The organism is Burkholderia sp. Bmkn7, from assembly GCF_041103175.1.
GTDB classification, from domain to species: Bacteria; Pseudomonadota; Gammaproteobacteria; order Burkholderiales; family Burkholderiaceae; genus Burkholderia; species Burkholderia cepacia.
Map to the genome: position 1 here is coordinate 1072647 of NZ_JBGCUH010000003.1, position 22391 is coordinate 1095037.

Below are 22391 nucleotides of genomic sequence, written 5' to 3' on the forward strand. Positions count from 1 at the left end.
ATCCTGATGAGCTATGAATCGGATCTGCTGGTGTGGCTGCCGCATCTCACGCGCTATGCGCGTGCGCTGACGGGCGACCGCGCCTGGGCGGACGATCTCGTGCAGGACACGCTCGAGCGTGCACTGAACCGCCCGCCGCGCGATGGCGGCAACCTGCGCGCGTGGCTGCTGACGCTGCTGCGGCACCGCTTCATCGACCAGTTGCGCGCGCGGCACGAGATCGCGGTCGACGATGCGACGGCGCCGTGGCAGACGACGGCCGCGCCGGCCGGCGAGATCGGCGGGCTGGTGCTGCGCGACGTGCAGCGCGCGCTGTACCGGCTGCCGGTCGAGCAGCGCGAGGTGTTGCTGCTGGTCGCGCTCGAGGAGTTGAGTTATCGCGATGCCGCCCAGGTGCTCGGTGTCCCGGTGGGAACGGTGATGTCGCGCCTCGCACGGGCGCGCGGGCAGATGCGCGCGATGCTGTCGGACGAGCCGTCGGCGCACGGCACGGCCGCGTTACGGGTGATCGGGAAGACATGATGGACGAACCGCGCAAACCTTCGAACGACGAGCGGGACGACGATGCGTCGGCGCAACTGCTGTCCGCGTTGCTGGACGGCGAGCTGTCCGGGCGCGAGCGAAACGAGATGCTCGAGCGGGTGCAGGCTGATCCGGAGGCGGCCGAACGATTCGCGCATTACCGGGCGCAGCGCGACGCACTGCAGGCGCTGTTTCCGCTGCCGGGTGCCGCGCCCGCGCTGTTCGTGCAGCGCCGCGCGCCGCGTCGGCGCGGGATCGCCTATGCGCTCGCGGGGCTCGCGGCCGGGCTGCTGATCGGCATCGCGCTGCACGCGGGCTGGGTCGCGCTCGACAGCGAACCGGCGTTCGCCGCGCGTGCGGATGTCGCATACGCGACGTACGTGGCCGATCGCGAACATCCGGTCGAAGTCGGAGCGGGCGACCCGGAACGCCTCGCCGGGTGGCTGTCCGCGCGTTTCGGGCGGCCCGTGCGCGCGCCGTCGCTCGACGAATACGGCTACGCGCTGCTCGGCGGCCGGCTGCTCCCGGGCGACGCGGGGCCGGCCGCGCAACTCATGTACCAGCGCGCGGACGGCGAGCGCGTGACGCTTTACATGACGGCCTATGACGCACGGCGCGTCGCACCGCGGGCGATGTCGGCCGGCGACCGCTACACGTATTTCTGGTCGGATCGAGGGATGGGTTACGCATTGTCCGGCCGGGGCGATGAACGGCGCCTGCGCGAACTCGCGATCGAAGCGTGCGGTGAGCTCGGCGGCCAGACCGACGCGTGGAAGGGATGACGCGCACGGCGCCGGTACGGAGCAAGCGATGAAGATGACGATGACGAAGGGGCTCGTGCTGATCCCGTTGCTGGCGGCACTCGCCGTGGGCACGCCGCTTGCCCGGGCGGAAGGTGACGCACCCGTGCGCGTGCCCGTCGATGCCGACGGCGTGCAGCGGGTCGCGATCGTCGGCGGCAGTTATTTCTTCCGGCCGAACCACGTGATCGTGAGGGTGAACGTGCCGGTCGAGCTGACCGTGTCGGCCGAGCCCGGCCTGGTGCCGCACAGCTTCGAAATCGATGCGCCACAGGCCGGCATCGCGGTGCACACGGAACTCGGCACGATGCCGAAGACGTTTCGCTTCACGCCTGCGCAGCCGGGCCGGTTCGCCTACTATTGCACGTATCGGCTGCTGTTTTTCAGCAGCCATCGCGAGCGCGGGATGGAAGGCGTGCTCGATGTCGAGGCGGCGCCGTGATCGCCGCGTTGCTGGCCGCGAGCCTGATAGGAGCGAGCATGACCGCCGATCCCGTGACCGTCGCGCAGGCGCATTTCGACCACGTCCGCTCGTACCGCGCGACGATCCGCTCGTCCGCGCGCAGCGGCGAACACACGGAATTCCGCTACGCGTACCTGAAACCGGGCTTCGTCCGGATGGATTTCGTGTCGCCGCATCACGGCGCGGTGCTCGCGTACGATCCCGGCGACGGCAAGGTGCGGCTGCGCCCGTTCGGCGCGCATGCGCCGCCCGCGCTGACGCTGTCGCCGTCCAATCCGCTCGTGCGCGACCGCAGCGGCCACCGGGTCGACCGGTCCGACGTCGGTGAACTGTTGCGCAACGTTCATGCGCTGCAGGAGGGCGGCTCGACGGTGACCGAAGGCGAGGAGGCCGTCGGCGGCCGGACCGCGCTGCGCGTGTCGGTCACGGGTGCGCCCGCGCAAGCGGTCGACGGCGTGCATCGCTACCGGCTCTGGCTGGATACCGAGGACGGTTTTCCGCTGAAGGTCGTCAGCTTCGCGGACGATGGCGACGTGCCGCTGGAGACCGTGACGCTCGACGACGTCGAGATCGACGTCGCGTTTCCCGAACGTTTCTTCGCGCCCTGAACGGTGCACTGACTCATGCCCCGGACGGGCATGCCGGAGGCCGCATGGCGGAATACCGGTTCTCGACGACTTGGCGCGTGGACGCGCCGCTCGCGGCGGTGTGGGACGCGATCTACCAGGTCGACCGCTGGCCCGACTGGTGGAAGGGCGCCGTGCGTACCGTCGAGATCGAACCGGGCGACGTGCGCGGCGTCGGCGCGCTGCACCGGTACACGTGGAAGGGCGCGCTGCCGTACCGGCTCACCTTCGACATGCGCGTGCGACGCGTCGAGCCGCGTCATGCGCTCGAAGGCCGCGCGAGCGGCGCGATCGAGGGCGACGGATGCTGGTCGTTCGCCGCCGACGGCGCGCGCACGATCGTGAGCTACGACTGGCACATCCGCACGCACGTGCGCTGGATGAACTGGCTGGAGCCGCTGGGTCGGCCGCTGTTCCGATGGAATCACGACGTCGTGATGCGCGAAGGCGCGAAGGGGCTCGCGCGGCTGCTGGGCGCGGCCGTCGAGACGGACGGCCGGATTTTCCGGCCGTTGCCGAATGCAGGTTGCGCCGATGCCTGAACGTGCGTGAACGCGTGTAAAAGCGCCGAAAGCCGAAAGCCGAAAGCCGAAAGCCGAAAGCCGAAAGCCAACCGCCAACCGCCAACCGCCAACCGCCGCGCCGCTCAGCGCGCGTACGCCATCACCGCGCCATCCACCACCAGGGCGACACGTTCGCCCACGGCCGGACACCGGTGTCCCGGCACGCGAGCGCGCACGAGCACGTCGGGATCGGCATCGAGGCGCACGACCACGTCGGCATCCTGGCCCGCGAACTGCGCGGCTTCGACGCGCGCCGTATGGCCGCGCGCGGCGTCGGCCTGCGTGACCGGCACGATGCCGATCTGCTCGGGACGCAGCATCGCGTCGGCCGGCCCGTCGGGCAGCGGCGCGACAAGCGGCAGTTCGCCGAGCGCGCAGGCGATGCGCATGCCGCGCACGCGGCCGGCGAGCAGCACGGCCTGCCCAACGAACGACGCGACGTCGCGCGTGACCGGCTGCCGGTACAGCGTCTGCGGCGCGGCGGTTTGTACGAGGCGGCCGTGCCACATCACCGCCACTTCGTCGCCGAGCGTCATCGCCTCGGGCTGGTCGTGCGTGACGAGCACCGATGTCGCACCCGCCGCGTCGAGCGCATCCGCGACCGCGCCGCGCGTTTCGTGGCGCAGCGACGTGTCGAGCGCGGAGAACGGTTCGTCGAGGATCACGAGCGACGGCTCCGGTGCGAGCGCGCGGGCGAGCGCGACGCGCTGCTGCTGGCCGCCCGACAGTTGCTGCGGCGCGCGGCTCGCATACGATGCGGGCAGCCCGACCATCTCGAGCAGTTCGTCGACGCGATGACGGCGCCGCCGCGCCGCGCGCGGCAGCCCGAACGCGATGTTGTCGGCCACCGACAGATGCGGAAACAGCGCGCCTTCCTGCGGCACGTAGCCGATCCGGCGTGCCTCGGGCGGCAGGTGCACGTCGGGCGCGGCCACGCGGCGCCCGTCGATTTCGACGGTGCCGCGCTCGGCGCGCTCGAAGCCGCACAGCACGCGCAGCAGGGTGGTCTTGCCGCTGCCGGACGGGCCGAGCAGCGCGAGGCGCGAACCGCGCCGCACCGTGAGATCGATGTCGTGCAGGACGGTATGCGATCCGAACGATTTGGACAGGCCGCGGATGCGTAGTTCACTCATGGGCGGTTCCGGGGAAAAAGGGCGGCGCTCAGTTGCGCACCGACGCGCGGCCGAGCAGCAGGAACAGCAGTCCCGATGCGCCGAGCGACAGCGCGACGAGCAGCGCCGCATAGGGCGCCGCGGCGGCGAACGCGAGCGTCGCCGTATCGCTCCACACCTGCGTCGCGAGCGTGCGGGTGCCGATGGGCGACAGTAGTAGCGTCGCGTTGAGTTCCGTCACGACCGAGATGAACACCATCGTCGCGGCCGCGCCGAGGCCGGGTGCCGCGAGCGGCAGCACGACGCGCGTGAGCGTCGCGCGCCAGCCGAGGCCGAGCGAGCGCGCGGTTTCCTCGAGCCGGACCTGCACGTGCGACAGCGCGGCGCGCACGCTGACGACCGCGAGCGGCAGGAACAGGATCGCGTACGCGGCGACGAGCGCCGGTGCGCTCTGGTAGAGCGGCTGCAGCAGCCGCACCGTGATCGACACGATCGCCAGCGCGACGACGATGCCCGGCACGCCCTGCACGGTCATCGCCGTGCGCTCGAGGAGGGTGGCGACGCGGCCCGGATAACGGACCAGCAGGAACGCGAGCGGCAGCGCGAGCAGCGTCGTGACGGCCGCCGCCGCGAGGCCGTAGCCGGACGACGCGAGCGTGGCCTGCCACAGCAGCTCGGGCGACACGTCGGCGGGTGTGACGGCGGCCGCGCCCTGTTGCGTGAGCCAGTAGCCGATCATCGCGAGCGGCACGCCGAGCGTCGCGGCTGCGAGCGCGGCGAACGCGACGGTGACGGGGCCGCGCAGGTTGCCGAGCGGATAACGCATCGCGACGCGGCGTGCGGCGCGGTGCGTATGACCGTAGCGCGCATGGCCGCGTGCGCGAGCCTCGATCGCGAGGCACAGCAGGCACAGCGCGATCAGCACGCAGCCGAGCAGCGATGCGCCGCCGCCGTCGAACGCGGTGCGGTATTCCGCATAGATCTCGGTCGTGAACGTGCGAAAGCGCAGCAACTGGAATGCGCCGAACTCGGACAGCACGCCGAGCGCGACGAGCAGCATCCCGCCGCACAGCGCGGGGCGCAGCTGCGGCAGCACGACGCGGAAGAAGGTATGCCACGGCGAGCAGCCGAGCGTGCGCGCGCTTTCCTCCAGCGCGGGGTCGAGTTCGCGCAGCGCGGCGGCCACCGGCAGGTAGACGAGCGGGAAGTACGCGGAGGTCAGCACGATCAGCGCGCCGAGGAAATCCTGCAGGTCGAGGCTCAGCGATACCCACGCATAACTCGTGATGAACGGCGGCACCGCGAGCGGCGCGGCCGCCAGCGCGGTCCACAGCGGCCGGGCCGGCAGGTCGGTGCGCTCGATGAACCACGCGAGCGCCGTGCCGAGCAGCGTGCACGCGAGGGTCGCGGCGAGCGTGATCGACAGCGTGTTGACGAGCAACTCGCCGACGAGCGGGCGCCACAGCAGCTCGATCGCATCGTCGACGCCGAAGGTGGCCGCGCGGTACAGCGTGAAGCCGAGCGGCAACAGGATCGCGAGCGGCCCGCACGCGGCCGCGGCGACGAGCGCGCGCGACGGGCGCCGCCGTGTCGCGGTGCGCTCGTCGTCGCGCGCGGTGCGCGCCGTGCGGGACACGGCGTCGCTCATGCTCAGAGGAGGCCGGCCTGACGCAGCAGCTTGCCGGCCTGGCTGTCGTCGCCGAGCTGTTCGAACGTCAGCGCCGGCGGGCTCAGTTCGTTGAACGGTTTCAGGATCGGATCGGGGGCGACGCCCGGGTGCAGCGGATACTCGAAGCTGACATGGCCGCCCGCCATCAGCTTCTGCGCACGCTCGCTGACGAGATACGCGACGAACTTCTGCGCTTCCGGCTGGTGCTTCGATGCTTTCAGCACCGCGGCGCCGGACACGTTGACGGCACCGCCGACGTCGCCGTGGCCGAAGTGGTGGATCGCGCTGCGCGTCGACTTGTCGCCGAGTTCCGCGTGCAGGCGGTCCCAGTAGTAGTTGTTGACGATGCCGGTCAGCACGCCGCCGCGGTTGACGGCCGCAGTCACGCCTTCGTCGTCGTCGAAGATCTGCGCGTTGGCCTTCAGGCCCTTCAGCCATTGCAGCGTCGCGGCCTCGCCATGCAGCGCGAGCACCGCGCTCACGAGCGGCAGGAAGTCCGCGTCGCTCGGCGCGACGCCGACCTTGCCCTTCCATTCGGGCTTCGCGAGATCGAGCAGCGACGCGGGCAACTGCTGCGGCTGGATTTTCGCGGTGTTGTAGACGAGCACGTTCTCGCGCGCGAGCACGCCGACCCAGTTGCCGTCGGCCGGGTTGAAGCGCGCGGGCACCGACTGCAGCGTGGCGCCGTCGGTCTTCGCGAACAGGCCCTTGCGATCGAGCAGCACGAGCTCCGGCGAGTTTTCGGTGAAGTACACGTCGGCCGGTGTGCGGTCGCCTTCCGCGACGATCTGCGCGGCGAGCGCGGGGCCCTCGCCCGAGCGCACCTTCACGGTGATGCCGCTCTGTGCTTCGAAGTCCTTGACGAGCTGGTTCACGACTTGCTCGTGCTGCGCGTTGTACAGCGTGAGCGTCGCGGCATGCGTGCGGGTGGCGTGCAGCGCGCCGGTCAGCATCAGCGCGGCGGCCGCCGCGGAAATCAGGTGCCGCAGCGGGCGGCTAACGGGTGAAGTGATCATGTCGTTTTCAGCAGGTTGCATCCGGCCGGGCCGGAAAAGGTGTGCGTTGGCTGGCGTGGCGCGACGTCATGCCTCGAACAGTGCGGCGCCGATGTACGAACCGGGTTGCGCGCCCGGCGGGCACGCGAAGATCGCGCTGCCGACGTGCGTGGTGAACTGGTTCATGATGTCCAGCTTCGAGAGCTTCTCGTTGATCGGAATGAAGCCCTTGCGCGGGTCGCGCTGGTGCGCGACGAACATCAGCCCCGCGTCGTACTCGGTCTGCTGGCGCCACGGCGGCCAGCGCTCGATGTAGAAGCTCGTGCTGTCGTTGTACGAGTACGCGCGGCGCAGGATCTGCGCGCCGTTGTTGACCTGCGGCGATGCGAGGCGCGCGTGCGAGTTGTCGGGGATCACCGGGTTGCCGTCCTTGTCGGCCGCGTCGAGGTCGAGCGCCTCGAACTCGTGCTTCTGGCCGAGCGGCGCGCCGCTGTACTTATGGCGGCCGACCACCTGTTCCTGGAAGCCGAGCTCCGTGTTGTCCCAGTGTTCGAGCGTGATGCGGATCCGGCGCACGACCGTGTAGGTGCCGCCGTTCATCCATGCCGGGCCTTCGCTGCCGGCCCACACGAATTCGTTCATCGCGGCCGGATCGGACATCGGCGGATTCATCGTGCCGTCCTTGAAGCCCATCAGGTTGCGCGGCGTCTCGCCGGGCTTGCCCGACGTGAAGCCGGCCTGGCCCCAGCGCATCTGCGTTGCGTTAGCGCCGAGCCGCACGAGCTGGCGCACGGCGTGGAATGCGACCTGCGCGTCGTCCGCGCATGCCTGGATGAACAGGTCGCCGCCGGTTTTCTCGGGCAGCAACTGGTCGCCGTTGAAACGCGGCAGGTCGACGAGCGCGGCGGGGCGATGCTTCGCGAGGCCGTAGCGGTCCTTGCCCGCGAGCGCGAACAGGCCGGGCCCGAAGCCGAACGTGATGGTCAGGCGCGCGGGGCCGAGGCCGAGCGCGTCGCCCCCGTCGGCCGGCGCGACTTCGTCGCCGCCCGTCGCGGCGAGCGGTTGCGCGGTGTCGCCGCGCGTCATCCGCGCGGCGGCGTCGGTCCAGGTCTTCAGCAGCGCGATGACGTCCGCGCGCTGCGCCGTCGTCAGGTCGAGCGCCGCGAAATACGCGTGGCGCTGCTGCGGCGTCGTGATGCCGCTCTGGTGCTGGCCGTAGAACGGCTCGACGCCGTCGTGCGCGGGGGCCGGTGCGGCGGCGGCGGCATCCGCTGCCTTCGCGGCCGGTATCGACGCCGCCGCGAGGCCGGCGGCCACCGCGGCGCCGCCCGCCTTCAGGAAGCCGCGCCGTGCGGGGCGGGGCGGCTGGTTGTGATCGTCTGCCATGGTTCGTTCCGTTACTTCGCGAGCAACAGCGTGTTGACGTCGTCCGCGACGTAGTAGAAGCCGTCGCCCTCGGGCGTCATCGCGATGCCGAACAGGTTGCCGTTGCCGGGGGGCGACTGTGCCTTGTCGGTGTTGATCCAGCGCGCGTAGAGCTGCTTGCCTGCGACCGGGTCGATCTCGACGACCTGGCCGTTCTGCGCGTTGGTCGCGAGCAGGTGGCCGTTCGGTGCGGTCGCGAGCGCGAGCGGGCGGCGCAGGAAGCCGTCGGCGGTGACCTGGCGGCCGACGCCCGCGCTGGTGTCGCGCGTGAGCGGGTCGTCGATCTCGACGATCCGGTTGCCGATCGCGTCCGACACGTACAGCTTCTTCTGGTCGCCGGACAACGCGAGGCCGGTCGGGCCGACCAGGAACACGCCCTTGTCGGCCTGCGCGCCAAGGCCGCTCGCGACGACCGTTTCCTGCTTGATCACGGGCGGCTTGCCCGCCGGCACGTCGAGATCGAGGCGCAGTACGGTCGCCTGCTTGTAGATGGGCGGGTTGCCGTCCGCGCGGCCGACGCCGAAGCCCGCCATGCTGACGAACAGCGTCGCGCTGTCGCCGCGGTCGACCACGGCCATGTTGCCCCACGGGTCGTTGATGTTCGGGGTCGACCACGTCGATGCGATCTTGCCCTGCGGATCGAGCACGATCAGGCAGCCGGCACCCTTGGTGTTCGTCGTGCCGTCGTTGCTCGGCGTGCTGCCGACGATCACCCAGCCGGATTTGAGCATCGTCATCGCCGTCGACAGGCCGATGCCGCCCGGGCACGCCTTCAGGTCGCGCGGGATCGATGCGAACAGGCTCAGCTGCTTCGTCGACGGGCGGTAGTCGACGATCGTGCTGCCGGTACCTTGCAGGTTCGCCGAGTTGTTGAAGTTGTCGACGAGCACGTCGCCCGCCTGGATCGTGCCGGCCGACACTGGCGCGACCGCGATCGCGTACGGGTTCTGGTCGCCGTTGTCGGGCACCGTGTTGACGAGCGTGGTGTGGCGATGCAGCGTCTCGAGGAAACCTTGCGGCTCGGCGAGTGCGCCGGCGGCGGCCGTCAGGGCGGCGGCGGCCAGTGCGCCCGTCGCGAAGCGGCGAAGCGGGGCGGATTGAATCATGTGAATCTCCTGGAGGGCGCGCCGTCCGGGCGGCGCGCGAAAAACGGGTAGCGTGGGCGCGTCGCTCAGAACGTGATCGTCGTACGCGCGCCGAGCACGAACGTGTTGCGCAGCGGCTGCGTCGCGTCGCTCGGGTTCTGGCCGGCGCCCGCGTTGAACGTGTACTGCGCGTCGGCCTGGACGATCCACCACGGGTTCACCTGGTACTGGTAGGTCGCCTCGAGCGTCGTCTCGCGGGTGCGCACGCCGTACGGGCCGGTCGCGAACGTCCGCGCGGCCTGGTCGAGGTCGGTCACGTGGTTGCCGACCTGGATGTACGTGACGCCGAGGCCGACGCTGTCGTTGTCGCGGCCTTCGAACGGCGCCTTCAGCACGATCCCCGCATTGGCCGAGAAGCTCACCAGGTTGCGGTCGCCCGGCGCACCCATCACGCGCGCGAACACGCCGAGGCTGCGTGGGCCGGTCGGGTCGGGGCGCCAGATCATCTGGTCGGCCACCGCGTAGAAGCTGTAGTCGCCATGGTGCTGCTGCGCGTTGCCGTTCGACGCGGGATCGGAGAGCGACAGCCCGTCGGTGCCCACGTTCTGGTCCGCGAAGCGGCCGTTGTGATACCAGACGCCGATCTTGTAGGTGCCCGGCAGCCCGTTCGAGCGGCCGGTGTCCATTTCGCCGTCGGACGGCTGGTTCAGCGCGTACTGCAGCTCGCCGATATAGAGCGTGCCGTTGTGCAGGTTGAAGTTGGTGCCGCTGAGGTTGTTCGGGTTGTTGCCGAGCGGGTCGCCGTCGAACACGCCCGCGAGCGCGGTGAGCTTCGGCGTGATCTGCGCGCGCACGCGCACGCCGAGGCCCGCGAGCGGATACGCGGGGCCGCCGTTGGGCAGGTCGTACGACGGCAGCGCGGGCCAGCCGAACATCGTGTTGACGAACGTGTTCGCATACGTGCTGACCATGAATTCCTGGTCCAGGCTCTGCTGGCCGATCTTCACGTCGACGCGCTTGTCGAGGAACGACTGCTGGTACCACAGCTCCCACAGGCGCGTCGTGCCCTGCGCCTCGATGCCGCTCGCGGTGTTGAGCGTGCCGAGGTTCCGCGCGCTCAGGTTGGTGCCGTGGATCTGCAGCGCGCTGACGTTGAACGTGCCGCCGGCCAGGCCGGTCGCCTTCTGCGTGTCGACCGTCAACGTGGCCGTCGTCAATCCGTCGTAGGCGCCGCCGCGGTTCAGGCCGCCGCGCAGGTTCGCGAGGTATTCGCTGGTTTCGGTGATCTGCAGCGTCGCGCCGTACTTGCCGAGCCACGGGCGGATGCCGCCCATGTCGCCGAGCAGGCTCTGGCGCGTCCAGATGCCGGTCCACATGTTGGTCGGCTTCGCCTGGATCGAGAGGTCGGCCTCGGGCGCTTCGGGTTGTGCGTCGACGGGTACGTCGGCGAAGGCGGCGCCGCTCGCGAACGACGCGCATGCAAGGATGGCCGCGCAGGCGGCGGGGCGCATCCGGGCACGGACGCTGTCTCCCTGGAACGACGCAAACTTCATATCAAATTCCTGCTTCTAATTGGTTTGGAGTCCTGCTTGTCCATCGCTGTCCAGACGCTCGGCTCCGATTGGCCAGGGCAAGAAGCGAAGCGCAACGCGGCGCATCGTAGGAGTGTCAAATGGGAAAGTCAATGTAAACGAGAATGATTCGCATTAAATTACCGAATGTAATCCAGGGGCTTACGGACAGGGCGTTTGGCGTGTTTAGTGCAGAGGTAAACCGTAAATATCGGCGTAATAAAAATGAATGATTCGATGTGAGTCGATGGATCTGCGCGGTGGGGCGCGCGAGGTATTGGGCTGGTGCCGGAGGGGGTGTGTCAGCGGACAGATGTGGTGCCGTTACGGAAGTTTTTGTGTGATGGCATCGATCGCAGGAACTCCGTGCTTTCCCGGTGTCCAAACGGGGCTGGATGAGATTTCTGGGCCGCGCGGGCCTGCCAGGTTGGCCGGAAAGTGAATGTAAGGGGCTGTTGTGAAAGGATTTTTTGCCGTTTCCGCGCGCTTTCTGCGCTGCGTCTCCGCCCTGAAAATTCGTCCGGTTTCCCTTCTTGAATTTGTCAAAACCCGTCCATATAATTAGCACTCGCTGCACGAGAGTGCTAACAATTCTCTGCCGGGCGATAAGCCGGGCAGATTCCCTAAGCGTTCTTCAATCTCAGTCAAGAGAGGAGTGAATATGAACCTTCGTCCTTTGCACGATCGCGTGATCGTCAAGCGCCTGGATCAGGAAACCAAGACCGCCTCGGGCATCGTGATCCCCGACGCCGCTGCTGAAAAGCCGGACCAGGGCGAAGTCCTGGCCGTCGGCCCGGGCAAGCGTGACGACAAGGGCGCCCCGATCGCGCTCGACGTGAAGGTCGGCGATCGCGTCCTGTTCGGCAAGTACGCAGGCCAGACCGTGAAGGTCGACGGCAACGAACTGCTGGTCATGCGCGAAGAAGACATCATGGCCGTGGTCAACGCCAAGTAAGCGTCCACCGACGGTACATATTCCCAAGAATTCAAGGAGTTAGAAGATGGCAGCTAAAGACGTCGTATTCGGCGATTCCGCCCGTTCGAAGATGGTCGAAGGCGTGAACATTCTCGCCAACGCAGTCAAGGTCACGCTGGGTCCGAAGGGCCGCAACGTGGTGCTCGAGCGCAGCTTCGGCGGCCCGACGGTCACCAAGGACGGTGTGTCGGTCGCGAAGGAAATCGAGCTGAAGGACAAGCTCCAGAACATGGGCGCGCAAATGGTCAAGGAAGTGGCTTCCAAGACCAGCGACAACGCAGGCGACGGCACGACGACGGCAACCGTCCTCGCGCAATCGATCGTTCGCGAAGGCATGAAGTACGTCGCATCGGGCATGAACCCGATGGACCTGAAGCGCGGCATCGACAAGGCAGTCGCAGCGGCTGTCGACGAGCTGAAGAAGATCAGCAAGCCGTGCACGACGAACAAGGAAATCGCACAGGTCGGCTCGATCTCGGCGAACAGCGACACGTCGATCGGCGATCGCATCGCTGAAGCGATGGACAAGGTCGGCAAGGAAGGCGTCATCACCGTCGAAGACGGCAAGTCGCTGGCCGACGAACTCGACGTCGTCGAAGGCATGCAGTTCGACCGCGGCTACCTGTCGCCGTACTTCATCAACAACCCGGAAAAGCAAGTCGCCGTCCTCGACAACCCGTTCGTGCTGCTGCACGACAAGAAGGTGTCGAACATCCGTGATCTGCTGCCGGTGCTCGAGCAAGTCGCGAAGGCTGGCCGTCCGCTGCTGATCATCGCTGAAGACATCGAAGGCGAAGCGCTCGCAACGCTGGTCGTGAACAACATCCGCGGCATCCTGAAGACCGTTGCGGTCAAGGCGCCTGGCTTCGGCGATCGTCGCAAGGCGATGCTGGAAGACATCGCGATCCTGACGGGCGGCCAAGTGATCGCCGAAGAAACCGGCCTGACGCTCGAGAAGGCAACGCTGGCAGAACTGGGCCAGGCGAAGCGCATCGAAGTGGGCAAGGAAAACACGACGATCATCGACGGCGCAGGCGAAGCCGTGAACATCGAAGCACGCGTGAAGCAAGTGCGCGCGCAAATCGAAGAAGCGACGTCGGACTACGACCGTGAAAAGCTGCAAGAGCGCGTGGCCAAGCTGGCCGGCGGTGTTGCAGTGATCAAGGTCGGCGCAGCGACCGAAGTCGAAATGAAGGAAAAGAAGGCACGTGTCGAAGACGCACTGCACGCGACGCGCGCAGCTGTGGAAGAAGGCATCGTGGCAGGTGGCGGCGTTGCGCTGATCCGCGCTCGCACCGCGATCGCAGGCCTGACCGGCGCGAACGCCGACCAGAACGCCGGCATCAAGATCGTGCTGCGCGCAATGGAAGAGCCGCTGCGCCAGATCGTCACGAACGGCGGCGAAGAAGCCAGCGTCGTGGTGGCGGCAGTTGCTGCAGGTACGGGCAACTACGGCTACAACGCAGCGACGGGCGAGTACGTCGACATGGTTGAAGCCGGCGTCGTCGACCCGACCAAGGTCACGCGTACCGCACTGCAGAACGCAGCTTCGGTTGCAGGCCTGCTGCTGACGACGGACGCAGCTGTCGCCGAACTGCCGAAGGAAGACGCACCGATGCCGGGCGGCATGCCGGGCGGCATGGGCGGCATGGGCATGGACATGTAATCGACTTCGGTCGATGGTGTCCGGAGCGCGCAGCGATGCGCGTTCCAGCCAAAAGAAAAGACCCGCAGCGATGCGGGTCTTTTTTTATTGGTGCCGTCGAATCGGCGGCGGGCGCGGGACGGCCGGGTGCGGCAAGGATGGCGCCGCCGGTTCGCCGCGACGGCGGGACGTGCCCGCCGTGTCAGGCTCAATGCCGGTGCGACGTCCTCGGCACCGGGTCGACCTTGACCGCCGGCGGGGTATCGGCGTCTTCATTGCTGCGCGCCCAGAAGAACCGGTCGGGCAAATACGCGCCCATGCCGGGCCGGAACGCGTCACGCACGGCCTGGTACAGGTATTCCTGCGCCTCACGAACCGCTTCGGGCGGCTCCTGGCCGTTCGCGAGCAGTGCCGCGATGGCCGCGCCCAGCGTGTCGGTGATGCCCATCAGCCGATGCGGCGAACGATCCCACATGTCCTCGCGCAGCTGGCCTTCTTCGCCGTACAACGTGTTGACGAGCCGATGCGAGCCGGTCTCGGACGACAGGATGTACTCGCAGCCCTGCGACAGCAGGTGCGACACGGCCGCGTCGAGATTCGGCGCCTCGGCGTCGCCGTCCGGCTGCGCGAGCGCGATCAGCGTCGCGTAGTCGGCAACCAGCAGCGTGGTTTGCGGCGCGAGCAGGTCGGCGATCGATTCGCGCAGGTCGTCGGCGGCGAGCACGTGTTCGTCGTCGAGCGTGAAGTCCGGCGCGAGCACGAGCGGCACGCCGTCGTAGTCGGCGACGACCTCGGCGATCGCGCTCACGACTTCCGCACGCGTCGCCGCGCCGATCTTGAACGCGGCAACCGGCATGTCTTCGAGCAGCATGCGCGCCTGGGCGGCGACCACGTCGGGATCGAGACCGGTGACTTCGTCGCAGGCGGCCGAGTCGCGCACCGTGTAGCCCGTCAGGACGGACACGCCGTGACAGCCCATGCTCGCCAGGGTCATCAGATCGGCTTGGAGGCCGGAGCCGCCGGTGGGATCGGACAGGCCGAAGGTGAGGACGATCGGAGGGGCGTTGCTGGACATGTAAAAATGGGGCAAGAGAAAAACGGGAAAGCGACGGACATGCGGACGGCGAGGCGAAATGGGCGTTTTCGGCCCTGTGTTGCCCGGCAGGCCGCACTTTTCAGCCATTATGCGGCGGAATCCGGCCCGCACGACGGATTTTTTAGCGCAGCGCAACGTAGTCGCCTTACTCCAGCGCGATTGCTAGGCAGTCCGGCCCCGACACGGTACCATCATGGCTCCCGAATTTACCGACTTTCCCGACGCGGCTTAAGATGGAATACAAGAGCTGGATGTGCCTGATTTGTGGCTGGATTTATGACGAAGAAGCCGGGCTGCCCGAAGAGGGCATTGCCCCGGGCACGCGCTGGGAAGACGTCCCGATCAACTGGACGTGTCCTGAATGCGGCGCCCGCAAGGAAGACTTCGAGATGGTCCAGATCTGACCGGACCCTCGGCCCACGGCACACCGCTCAGGCCTCGCATCGGCCCGGCGCTCGCGCGCCGAGGCCTGCGCGAGCGACTTGACGATGACAGGCGCGCGCGTGCATGAGGCCCGAACCGGCGAACGTTCCCCACCCTGACGCATTGCCCAACCCGCGCGGCGGGGCCGTGCGCGCGGCCGACGCGTGGCTTGCGGCGGCTGCCGACGCATTCGAGCGTCGCGACGACGCGGCCGCGCCGCTGTCCGCCGCGGCGGCCGTGCTGGCGGAAGCCGGCTGGCTGCCGGCCGCGCGATTCGCGGGGCAGTTGTCGGCCGCCGTGCCGCTCGTCGCCGTCGAGCCGACTTCGGCTGGCTGGCGGGCCGCACTGCGCGATTTCCGCGCGGCCGTCGGCCGTCACAACCTGCGCGAGCTCGCGTGCTCGCCCGTTCTCTTCGAGCATTTCCGCGCCTTGCGCGCGCAAAGCGCCGCCGACCTGCGCGCGAGCGCGCCGCTCGACGCGCTCGCGCTCGTCGGCCGCGCGGTGCCGCCGGCCACGCTGCGCGCGTTGCCCGATGCGTTTGCGACCCGGATTCGTGCCCGCTACGAACAGGCGCTGCTTGGCGTGCTGCGCGCGGAACACGGCGCGCCCGATGCGGCACTCGCCGAACTCGACGCGATGCTGGCGGCGCTCGCGGGCGACGATCCCTACGATTTCTGGCGGCTCGCGGCCGCGTGCGTGCGCGCGCTGCGCGCCAGCGGCGCGCCGGAGCTGAAGCGCTTTCTCGCGCGGACGAACCTGCTGCTCGGCGAGCACGCGCAGGGCCGGCGCAGTGCGCCGCCGGAACTCGTGCGCGAGACGGTGGCGCTGCTGTGGCGCGATTTCGCGCTGTTCGGCGCCGCAGCCGAGGATGTCGCACTCGTCGACGTGCTGCACGACTACGGGCTGACGGTCGACTGGCACGTCGCCGGCACGCCCGCATCGGAGGCGCTGTGGGAGGCCGATGCCGCCCGGGCCGAGCACGATGCGGTTGCCGCCGCGCCGACCCGCGCGCTCGGCGTCGTGACGGTCAATGCACACGCCTATGAGGATTTCCTGCAGACGGCCGATGCGTCGATGGCCGACCTCGCAGCCGATCCGGCCGCGGCCGACGCGGGGGCCGCATGGCATGCGTCCGGCGCCGCCTACCGGGTCGGTACGGCCGCCTGCGCGCTCGGGCTCGGCCACGCGGCGCTGCTGGCCGATACGCTGGGCCTGGCGTGGCGCCGTGCGGCGCACGGCGTGCCGCTCGCCGACGGCGGCCTCGATGCGCACGGCCACGCGTCCGACATGCTGCGCGGGGCGCTGCTGAAGATCGCCGCCGGCGTGGCGCCGCCGGACCTCACCGCGGCGTCCGGCGCGCTCGGCGCGGCGCTCGGCCGGGCCTGACGAACAGGGGGACGAGCAGGGGACGAACACGCCGCGGCGGCCCTTGCAGCGCGGGCCTGCAACACGCTGCCGACAGCGCCCGCGCGCGTGTTAGAGTGCCGTGTGATCCGCGCGCGCCGTTGCCAGCGCGGCGCGGCGTTGCTTGTTGATCGCGGCCCGGTCAGGCCGCGGCGTCTTTGCTAAAATTCAAACCATGTCAAAGCCTTCCGATCGCATCAATCTCACCAACCAGTTCCTGATCGCCATGCCGAACATGGCGGATCCGACGTTTTCAGGAACGGTGGTCTATCTTTGCGATCACAGCGAGCGCGGTGCGCTCGGCCTCGTCATCAATCGTCCTACCGACATCGACCTCGAATCGCTGTTCAACCGCATCGACCTGAAGCTCGACATCGAGCCGCTGCTGCACATTCCGGTGTATTTCGGCGGCCCGGTCCAGACCGAGCGCGGTTTCGTGCTGCACGAGCCGGTGGAGGGCGCGAGCTACAACTCGTCGATGTCCGTCGAGGGCGGGCTGGAGATGACCACGTCGAAGGACGTGCTCGAGGCGGTCGCGACGGGCAACGGCCCGAAACGCTTCCTGCTGACGCTCGGCCATGCGGGCTGGGGGGCCGGGCAGCTCGAGGAAGAAATTTCCCGCAACGGCTGGCTGACGGTCGCCGCCGATCCGCGCATCGTGTTCGACACGCCGGCCGAAGAGCGCTTCGAAGCCGCGCTCGGCCTGCTCGGCGTCAGTTCGTCGATGCTGTCCGGCGAAGCAGGGCACGCATGAGTGGCGCGAGCGCGCGCGATGCGACGCTGCTCGCGTTCGACTACGGCGAAAAACGTATCGGGGTCGCGATCGGCAATGCGCTGACGCGCTCGGCCCGTGCGCTCGTCGTGATCCAGAACCTGAACCGCGAACACCGCTTCAAGGCGGTCGGCGAACTGCTGGCCGAATGGCGGCCGGACGCGCTCGTCGTCGGCCTGCCGATGCATCCGGACGGCACGCCGCACGACATGACGCAGCAGGCGAAGCGCTTCGGCAACCAGCTGAACGGCCGCTTCGGGCTGCCCGTCACGTGGGTCGACGAGCGTTATTCGTCGGTCGAGGCCGAGGCCGGGCTTCGCGAGCGCAACGTGCGCGGCCGTGCCCGGGCCGAGATGCTCGATGCCGAGGCCGCGCGCGTCATCCTTCAACAGTATCTCGATCAATTGTCCGACCATGAGCACCATTGACGCCGAGGCGCTTTACCGCGTCCTGCTCGACCAGATCCGCGCCGCGTACGGCACGGCGTTCGCGGAACCAGGCGGCCCGCGGCTCGCCGGCATTCACAGCGGCGGCGCATGGCTCGCCGAGCGCCTCGCGCGCGATCTCGGCGCGCCGGCGTTCGGCGTCGTGAACGTCGCGCTGCACCGCGACGATTACGCGAAAAAGGGGCTGCACAGCCAGGCCAGCCCGACGTCGCTGCCGTTCGAAGTCGACGGCGCGCGCATCGTGCTCGTTGACGACGTGTTGTATACCGGGCGCACCGTGCGCGCGGCGCTCAACGAGCTGTTCGACTACGGCCGTCCAGCCGCGGTCGAGCTCGCGGTGCTCGCCGATCGCGGCGGCCGCGAGCTGCCGGTCGCCGCGCGCTTCGCGGGCGGCACGCTGGACGTGCCGGCCGGCGCGACGCTCGTGCTCGCGCGCGACGACGCGCAGTTCACACTGCGCGTCGAGGCGCACGGCGCCTGAGCGGCACGCGAACCGTATCCCGGGCCGCTGGTTTGCACCGCGGCCCGTTTGCATAGTTGGAATCACGCACACCATGACCACCGACACCACTGGCCGCACCGGCAATCCCGCTGCGGCCGCGAGCCCCGACCGGTTCCGCTACGGCTTCCTGAAGGGCAATCCGCAGCTCACGAAAAACGGCGAGCTGAAGCACCTGCTGTCGATCGAGGGCCTGCCGCGCTCGATCGTCAATCACATCCTCGATACGGCCGAGCAGTTCGTCAGCGTGACGGACCGTGAAGTGAAGAAGGTGCCGCTGCTGCGCGGCAAGTCCGTGTTCAACCTGTTCTTCGAGAACTCGACGCGTACCCGCACGACCTTCGAGATCGCCGCGACGCGCCTGTCGGCCGACGTGCTGAACCTGAACATCAATGCGTCGTCGACGAGCAAGGGCGAATCACTGCTCGACACGATCAACAACCTGTCGGCGATGCATGCCGACCTGTTCGTCGTGCGTCATGCGTCGAGCGGCGCGCCGTACCTGATCGCCGAGCACTGCGCACCGCACGTGCACGTGATCAACGCAGGCGACGGCCGTCATGCGCACCCGACGCAGGGCCTGCTCGACATGTACACCATCCGTCACTACAAGCGCGACTTCACGAAGCTGCGCGTGGCGATCGTCGGCGACATCCTGCATTCGCGCGTCGCGCGCTCCGACATCCACGCGCTCACCACGCTCGGCGTGCCGGAAGTGCGCGCGATCGGCCCGCGCACGCTGCTGCCGGGCGGCCTCGAGCAGATGGGCGTGAAGGTGTTCCACAATCTCGACGAAGGTCTGAAGGGCGTCGACGTGATCATCATGCTGCGCCTGCAGAACGAGCGCATGAGCGGCGCGCTGCTGCCGTCGGCGCAGGAGTACTTCAAGACCTGGGGCCTGACGCCCGAGCGCCTCGCGCTCGCCGCGCCCGACGCGATCGTGATGCACCCCGGCCCGATGAACCGCGGCGTCGAGATCGACTCGCAGGTCGCCGACGGCCCGCAGTCGGTGATCCTCAACCAGGTCACGTTCGGCATCGCCGTGCGGATGGCGGTGATGGGCATCGTCGCCGGCAACAGCGACTGAGCCCGCTTTCGCGCATCCTGATCCAGGCACTCAACGCATTCAACGCATTCACAGACAGCGCATGAAGATTCATATCAAAGGCGGCACGCTGATCGACCCGGTCGCCGGCACCGAACGGCAGGCCGACGTTTTCGTCGCGGACGGCAAGATCGCCGCGATTGCCGACGCTGGCACCGCCGCGCCGGCCGGTTTCAACGCCGGGAAGACCATCGACGCATCGGGCCTGATCGTCGCGCCCGGCCTCGTCGACCTGTGCGCGCGGCTGCGCGAGCCGGGCTACGAGCACAAGGCGACGCTCGCGTCCGAGATGGCCGCGGCCGTCGCGGGCGGTGTCACGACCCTCGTTTGCCCGCCGGATACCGACCCCGTGCTCGACGAGCCGGGCCTCGTCGAGATGCTCAAGTTCCGCGCGCGCAACCTCCACCAGGCGAACGTGCATCCGCTCGGCGCGCTGACGGTCGGCCTCAAGGGTGAAGTGATCACCGAGATGGTCGCGCTGACCGAGTCCGGCTGCGTCGGCTTCACGCATGCCAACGTGCCGGTGCGCGACACGCAGGTGCTGCTGCGTGCGCTGCAGTACGCGAGCACCTACGGCTACACCACGTGGCTGCGCCCGCAGGACGCATTCATCGGCCGTGGCGGCGTTGCCGCGAGCGGCGCGCTTGCGTCGCGGCTCGGGCTGTCCGGCGTGCCGGTCGCGGCCGAGACGATTGCGCTGCACACCATCTTCGAATTGATGCGCGTGACGGGCGCACGCGTGCACCTCGCGCGGCTGTCGTCGGCGGCCGGCCTCGCGCTCGTGCGCGCGGCGAAGGCCGAGGGGCTGCCCGTGACGTGCGACGTCGGCGTGAATCACGTGCACCTGATCGATGTCGACGTCGGCTACTTCGATTCGCAGTTCCGGCTCGATCCGCCGCTGCGCAGCGAGCGCGATCGCGAAGCGATTCGCGTGGCGCTCGCCGACGGGACGATCGACGCGATCTGCTCCGACCACACGCCGGTCGACGACGACGAGAAGCTGCTGCCGTTCGGCGAAGCGACGCCGGGCGCGACGGGGCTCGAGCTGCTGCTGTCGCTGACGCTGAAGTGGGCGGACGAGACGCGTACGCCGCTCGCGCAGGCGCTGCGCCGCATCACGTCGGCGCCGGCCGACGTGCTGCAGCTGCCGGCCGGCCGCCTCGCCGAAGGCGGTGCGGCCGACCTGTGCGTGTTCGACCCGCGCGCACACTGGCGCGTCGAGCCGCGTGCGCTGAAGAGCCAGGGCCACAACTCGCCGTTCCTCGGCTACGAACTGCCCGCCTGCGTGCGCACGACGCTCGTCGCCGGACAGATCGCGTTCGAGCGCTCCTGAACCACGCCGGACCTTCGCCATGATTGCCCTTCGCAAGCTGCGTCTCGTCTTTCACCTGTTGCGCGGCATGGCGATCGTCGCGCTGCGTTTTTCGCACGTCACGCCCGCGCGGCGTGCCGAGATGACGCGCCGCTGGTCGCTCAAGCTGCTGCGGATCTGCGGGATGCGCCTCGTCGTTCATAACGACGGCGCGCGGCTCGATGCGAGCGCGCTCGTGGTCGGCAACCACGTGTCCTGGCTCGACATCTACACGATCAACGCGTGGCGGCCGACGCCGTTCGTGTCGAAGGCCGAGGTGCGGCAATGGCCGGTCGTCGGCTGGCTCGCCGAGAAGCTCGACACCGTGTTCCTGCAGCGCGAGAAGCGCACCGAGGCGATGCGGGTCATGCACGAAATGGCCGAGCGCCTGCGCAACGGCGGGCTGATGTGCGTGTTTCCGGAAGGCACGACGACGGACGGGCAGGAACTGCTGCCGTTCCATGCGAACCTGTTCCAGGCCGCGGTATCGGCGGGCTGCGCGGTGCAGCCGATTTGCCTGATGTACGAGGACGCGCAGCGGCGGCAGTCGGTCGCGCCGGCCTACACGGGAGAGCTGGCGCTCGGCAAGTCGCTCGACATGGTGTTGCGCGGCGGCCCGATCGTCGCGCATCTTTACGTGTGCGAGCCGATCGCGCCGGGCGGCGACCGGCGGGCGACGTCCGCCGCGGCGCGCGATGCGATCGCGGCCGCGCTCGCGACGCTGCAGGAGAGGGTCGGCAAGCCGTCGGCCGAGTCGCTCGCGGAACTGGCGAAGCATGCGTATCCGGTGACCGAGGTCGGTGGCGGCGAAGCGGGGAACGAGGCGGCCGACGCGCCCGTGCCGGGGCGAGAGGGCTGACGCGTTGGGGCCGACCCACCTCCGGCCCCGCGAATCAGTCTCTCGTCACTCTCCGCCCGGTGAGCGGCACGCTTCGCACTGCACCTGCGTGACCGTGCGCTGCGCCGGATCGGCCGTCAGCCGCACGGCCGACAGCTGATTACCCCATACACATCCCGAATCGAGCGCGACGACGTTCTCGCGCAGCATCAGGCCGAGCGCGGCCCAGTGCCCGAACACGACCGTCACGTCCTCCGTGCGGCGCCCCGGTACGTCGAACCACGGCAGGTAGCCGGGCGGCGCGCTGTCGAGGCCGCCGTTCGCCTTGAATTCCATCGCGCCGTCGGGCGTGCAGAAGCGCACGCGCGTGAATGCGTTGAACGCGACGCGCATCCGGTCGCGTTTCTTCAGGTTGGGACTCCATTGATTCGGCTCGTTGCCGTACAGCTGCTGCAGCGTGTCGCGCCAGTCGGGCGCGCGCAGCGCGCGCTGGAGTTCGTCGGCGAGTTCGAGCACCAGCGTGGTGTCCCACTGCGGCAGCACGCCCGCATGCACGAGCAGCATTCCGTTTTCCGCATGCACGAACGGGCGGTGGCGGACCCAGTCGAGCAGCGCGTCGGCGTCGGGGGCGTCGAGGATTTCGCCGATGGTGTCGCCCGGGCGCTCGGTGCGCAGGCCGGTGGAGACCGCAAGCAGGTGGAGGTCGTGATTGCCGAGCACGACGGTCGCACGCGGGCCGAGGTCGGCAACGGCGCGCAGGGCGGCGAGGGAGCCGGGCCCGCGGTTGACGACGTCGCCGGCGATCCAGAGCGGGGTGTCGGCAGGTGGGGACAGCTTGTCGAGCAGCGACTGGAGAGCGGAATGACAGCCCTGGATGTCGCCGATGGCGATGGGGGTGCGGGTCATGGGAGGCAAGTTGTTACAAATCCTGACGCGGGTCGAAAAAGGATGCGATCGCTGCAATGCAACTGCGAGCGTATTCGGTGAATTTTAACGTATTGATTT

Annotated in this window: 23 protein-coding genes; 15 read left to right on the top strand and 8 right to left on the bottom strand. The window is 68.8% G+C overall.

Annotated features, from left to right (window positions below):
* The first annotated feature begins 6 nt into the window (after window positions 1-6).
* The 5 genes from AB3K92_RS26410 to AB3K92_RS26430 are packed head-to-tail and all read left to right on the top strand — an operon-like array spanning window position 7 to window position 2953.
* Window positions 7-522: a sigma-70 family RNA polymerase sigma factor gene (locus tag AB3K92_RS26410; protein ID WP_175756235.1), complete on the top strand. Its 516-nt coding sequence runs from the start codon at window positions 7-9 to the stop codon at window positions 520-522.
* On the top strand, window positions 519-1304 hold the full coding sequence (locus tag AB3K92_RS26415) for an anti-sigma factor (RefSeq protein WP_369466118.1): 786 nt from the start codon (window positions 519-521) through the stop codon (window positions 1302-1304). Before AB3K92_RS26410 ends, AB3K92_RS26415 begins: the two co-directional genes overlap by 4 nt.
* Window positions 1305-1332: 28 nt before the next feature.
* Window positions 1333-1764: a quinol oxidase gene (locus AB3K92_RS26420; RefSeq protein WP_369466119.1), complete on the top strand. Its 432-nt coding sequence runs from the start codon at window positions 1333-1335 to the stop codon at window positions 1762-1764.
* A complete protein-coding gene (locus AB3K92_RS26425; RefSeq protein ID WP_369466120.1) occupies window positions 1761-2393 on the top strand; it encodes an outer membrane lipoprotein carrier protein LolA in 633 nt (210 codons plus the stop codon). Before AB3K92_RS26420 ends, AB3K92_RS26425 begins: the two co-directional genes overlap by 4 nt.
* Before the next feature lie 44 nt (window positions 2394-2437).
* A complete protein-coding gene (locus tag AB3K92_RS26430) occupies window positions 2438-2953 on the top strand; it encodes an SRPBCC family protein (RefSeq protein ID WP_369466121.1) in 516 nt (171 codons plus the stop codon).
* 104 nt (window positions 2954-3057) lie between these two features.
* Here the strand turns inward: AB3K92_RS26430 and AB3K92_RS26435 are convergent, their stop codons facing one another.
* From AB3K92_RS26435 to AB3K92_RS26460, 6 genes are all read right to left on the bottom strand, one after another.
* Window positions 3058-4107 (bottom strand): ABC transporter ATP-binding protein, encoded by a 1050-nt coding sequence (locus AB3K92_RS26435; protein WP_369466122.1) that lies wholly within the window; start codon window positions 4105-4107, stop codon window positions 3058-3060.
* Between the two features lie 28 nt (window positions 4108-4135).
* Window positions 4136-5734, bottom strand: a complete 1599-nt coding sequence (locus tag AB3K92_RS26440) for an iron ABC transporter permease (protein ID WP_048024287.1) — start codon at window positions 5732-5734, stop codon at window positions 4136-4138.
* Window positions 5735-5736: 2 nt separating this feature from the next.
* Window positions 5737-6771: an iron ABC transporter substrate-binding protein gene (locus tag AB3K92_RS26445; RefSeq protein ID WP_048024285.1), complete on the bottom strand. Its 1035-nt coding sequence runs from the start codon at window positions 6769-6771 to the stop codon at window positions 5737-5739.
* Window positions 6772-6837: 66 nt separating this feature from the next.
* Entirely contained in the window at window positions 6838-8136 is a 1299-nt protein-coding gene (efeB, locus tag AB3K92_RS26450) for an iron uptake transporter deferrochelatase/peroxidase subunit (RefSeq protein ID WP_369466125.1), read from the bottom strand.
* An 11-nt stretch (window positions 8137-8147) separates the two neighbouring features.
* Entirely contained in the window at window positions 8148-9281 is a 1134-nt protein-coding gene (locus tag AB3K92_RS26455; RefSeq protein WP_369466126.1) for a hypothetical protein, read from the bottom strand.
* Window positions 9282-9346: 65 nt separating this feature from the next.
* Window positions 9347-10813 (bottom strand): carbohydrate porin, encoded by a 1467-nt coding sequence (locus AB3K92_RS26460; RefSeq protein ID WP_060130972.1) that lies wholly within the window; start codon window positions 10811-10813, stop codon window positions 9347-9349.
* A gap of 679 nt (window positions 10814-11492) precedes the next feature.
* Between AB3K92_RS26460 and groES the strand changes: the two genes are divergently transcribed.
* Both groES and groL read left to right on the top strand, forming a co-directional pair.
* The gene (groES, locus tag AB3K92_RS26465) at window positions 11493-11786 is read left to right on the top strand and encodes a co-chaperone GroES (protein WP_011351136.1); all 294 of its coding nucleotides are present in this window, start codon (window positions 11493-11495) and stop codon (window positions 11784-11786) included.
* A gap of 46 nt (window positions 11787-11832) precedes the next feature.
* On the top strand, window positions 11833-13473 hold the full coding sequence (gene groL, locus AB3K92_RS26470; RefSeq protein ID WP_021163332.1) for a chaperonin GroEL: 1641 nt from the start codon (window positions 11833-11835) through the stop codon (window positions 13471-13473).
* Window positions 13474-13660: 187 nt separating this feature from the next.
* Here groL and AB3K92_RS26475 read toward each other — a convergent pair whose 3' ends face one another.
* Window positions 13661-14527 (bottom strand): hydroxymethylpyrimidine/phosphomethylpyrimidine kinase, encoded by an 867-nt coding sequence (locus AB3K92_RS26475; RefSeq protein WP_027788204.1) that lies wholly within the window; start codon window positions 14525-14527, stop codon window positions 13661-13663.
* A 254-nt stretch (window positions 14528-14781) separates the two neighbouring features.
* Between AB3K92_RS26475 and AB3K92_RS26480 the strand changes: the two genes are divergently transcribed.
* The 8 genes from AB3K92_RS26480 to AB3K92_RS26515 all read left to right on the top strand — a co-directional run bounded on the left by AB3K92_RS26480 (window position 14782) and on the right by AB3K92_RS26515 (window position 21407).
* A complete protein-coding gene (locus AB3K92_RS26480; protein WP_004186709.1) occupies window positions 14782-14952 on the top strand; it encodes a rubredoxin in 171 nt (56 codons plus the stop codon).
* Between the two features lie 103 nt (window positions 14953-15055).
* Window positions 15056-16357, top strand: a complete 1302-nt coding sequence (locus AB3K92_RS26485; RefSeq protein WP_104765861.1) for a hypothetical protein — start codon at window positions 15056-15058, stop codon at window positions 16355-16357.
* Between the two features lie 193 nt (window positions 16358-16550).
* A complete protein-coding gene (locus AB3K92_RS26490; RefSeq protein WP_027788202.1) occupies window positions 16551-17129 on the top strand; it encodes a YqgE/AlgH family protein in 579 nt (192 codons plus the stop codon).
* Complete coding sequence (gene ruvX / locus AB3K92_RS26495; RefSeq protein WP_059498355.1) at window positions 17126-17575, top strand: Holliday junction resolvase RuvX; 450 nt, start codon at window positions 17126-17128, stop codon at window positions 17573-17575. Before AB3K92_RS26490 ends, ruvX begins: the two co-directional genes overlap by 4 nt.
* Window positions 17562-18074 carry a bifunctional pyr operon transcriptional regulator/uracil phosphoribosyltransferase PyrR gene (pyrR, locus tag AB3K92_RS26500; RefSeq protein ID WP_048024273.1) on the top strand — a complete coding sequence of 171 codons (513 nt, stop codon included), beginning with the start codon at window positions 17562-17564 and terminating at the stop codon, window positions 18072-18074. The genes ruvX and pyrR overlap by 14 nt, the downstream gene beginning before the upstream one ends.
* A gap of 73 nt (window positions 18075-18147) precedes the next feature.
* On the top strand, window positions 18148-19179 hold the full coding sequence (locus AB3K92_RS26505) for an aspartate carbamoyltransferase catalytic subunit (protein ID WP_006476735.1): 1032 nt from the start codon (window positions 18148-18150) through the stop codon (window positions 19177-19179).
* A gap of 61 nt (window positions 19180-19240) precedes the next feature.
* Window positions 19241-20530: a dihydroorotase gene (locus AB3K92_RS26510; RefSeq protein ID WP_369466134.1), complete on the top strand. Its 1290-nt coding sequence runs from the start codon at window positions 19241-19243 to the stop codon at window positions 20528-20530.
* A 19-nt stretch (window positions 20531-20549) separates the two neighbouring features.
* Window positions 20550-21407 (top strand): 1-acyl-sn-glycerol-3-phosphate acyltransferase, encoded by an 858-nt coding sequence (locus tag AB3K92_RS26515; protein ID WP_060319962.1) that lies wholly within the window; start codon window positions 20550-20552, stop codon window positions 21405-21407.
* A gap of 45 nt (window positions 21408-21452) precedes the next feature.
* Here AB3K92_RS26515 and AB3K92_RS26520 read toward each other — a convergent pair whose 3' ends face one another.
* Window positions 21453-22292, bottom strand: a complete 840-nt coding sequence (locus tag AB3K92_RS26520) for a symmetrical bis(5'-nucleosyl)-tetraphosphatase (protein WP_369466137.1) — start codon at window positions 22290-22292, stop codon at window positions 21453-21455.
* Window positions 22293-22391: the final 99 nt, after the last annotated feature.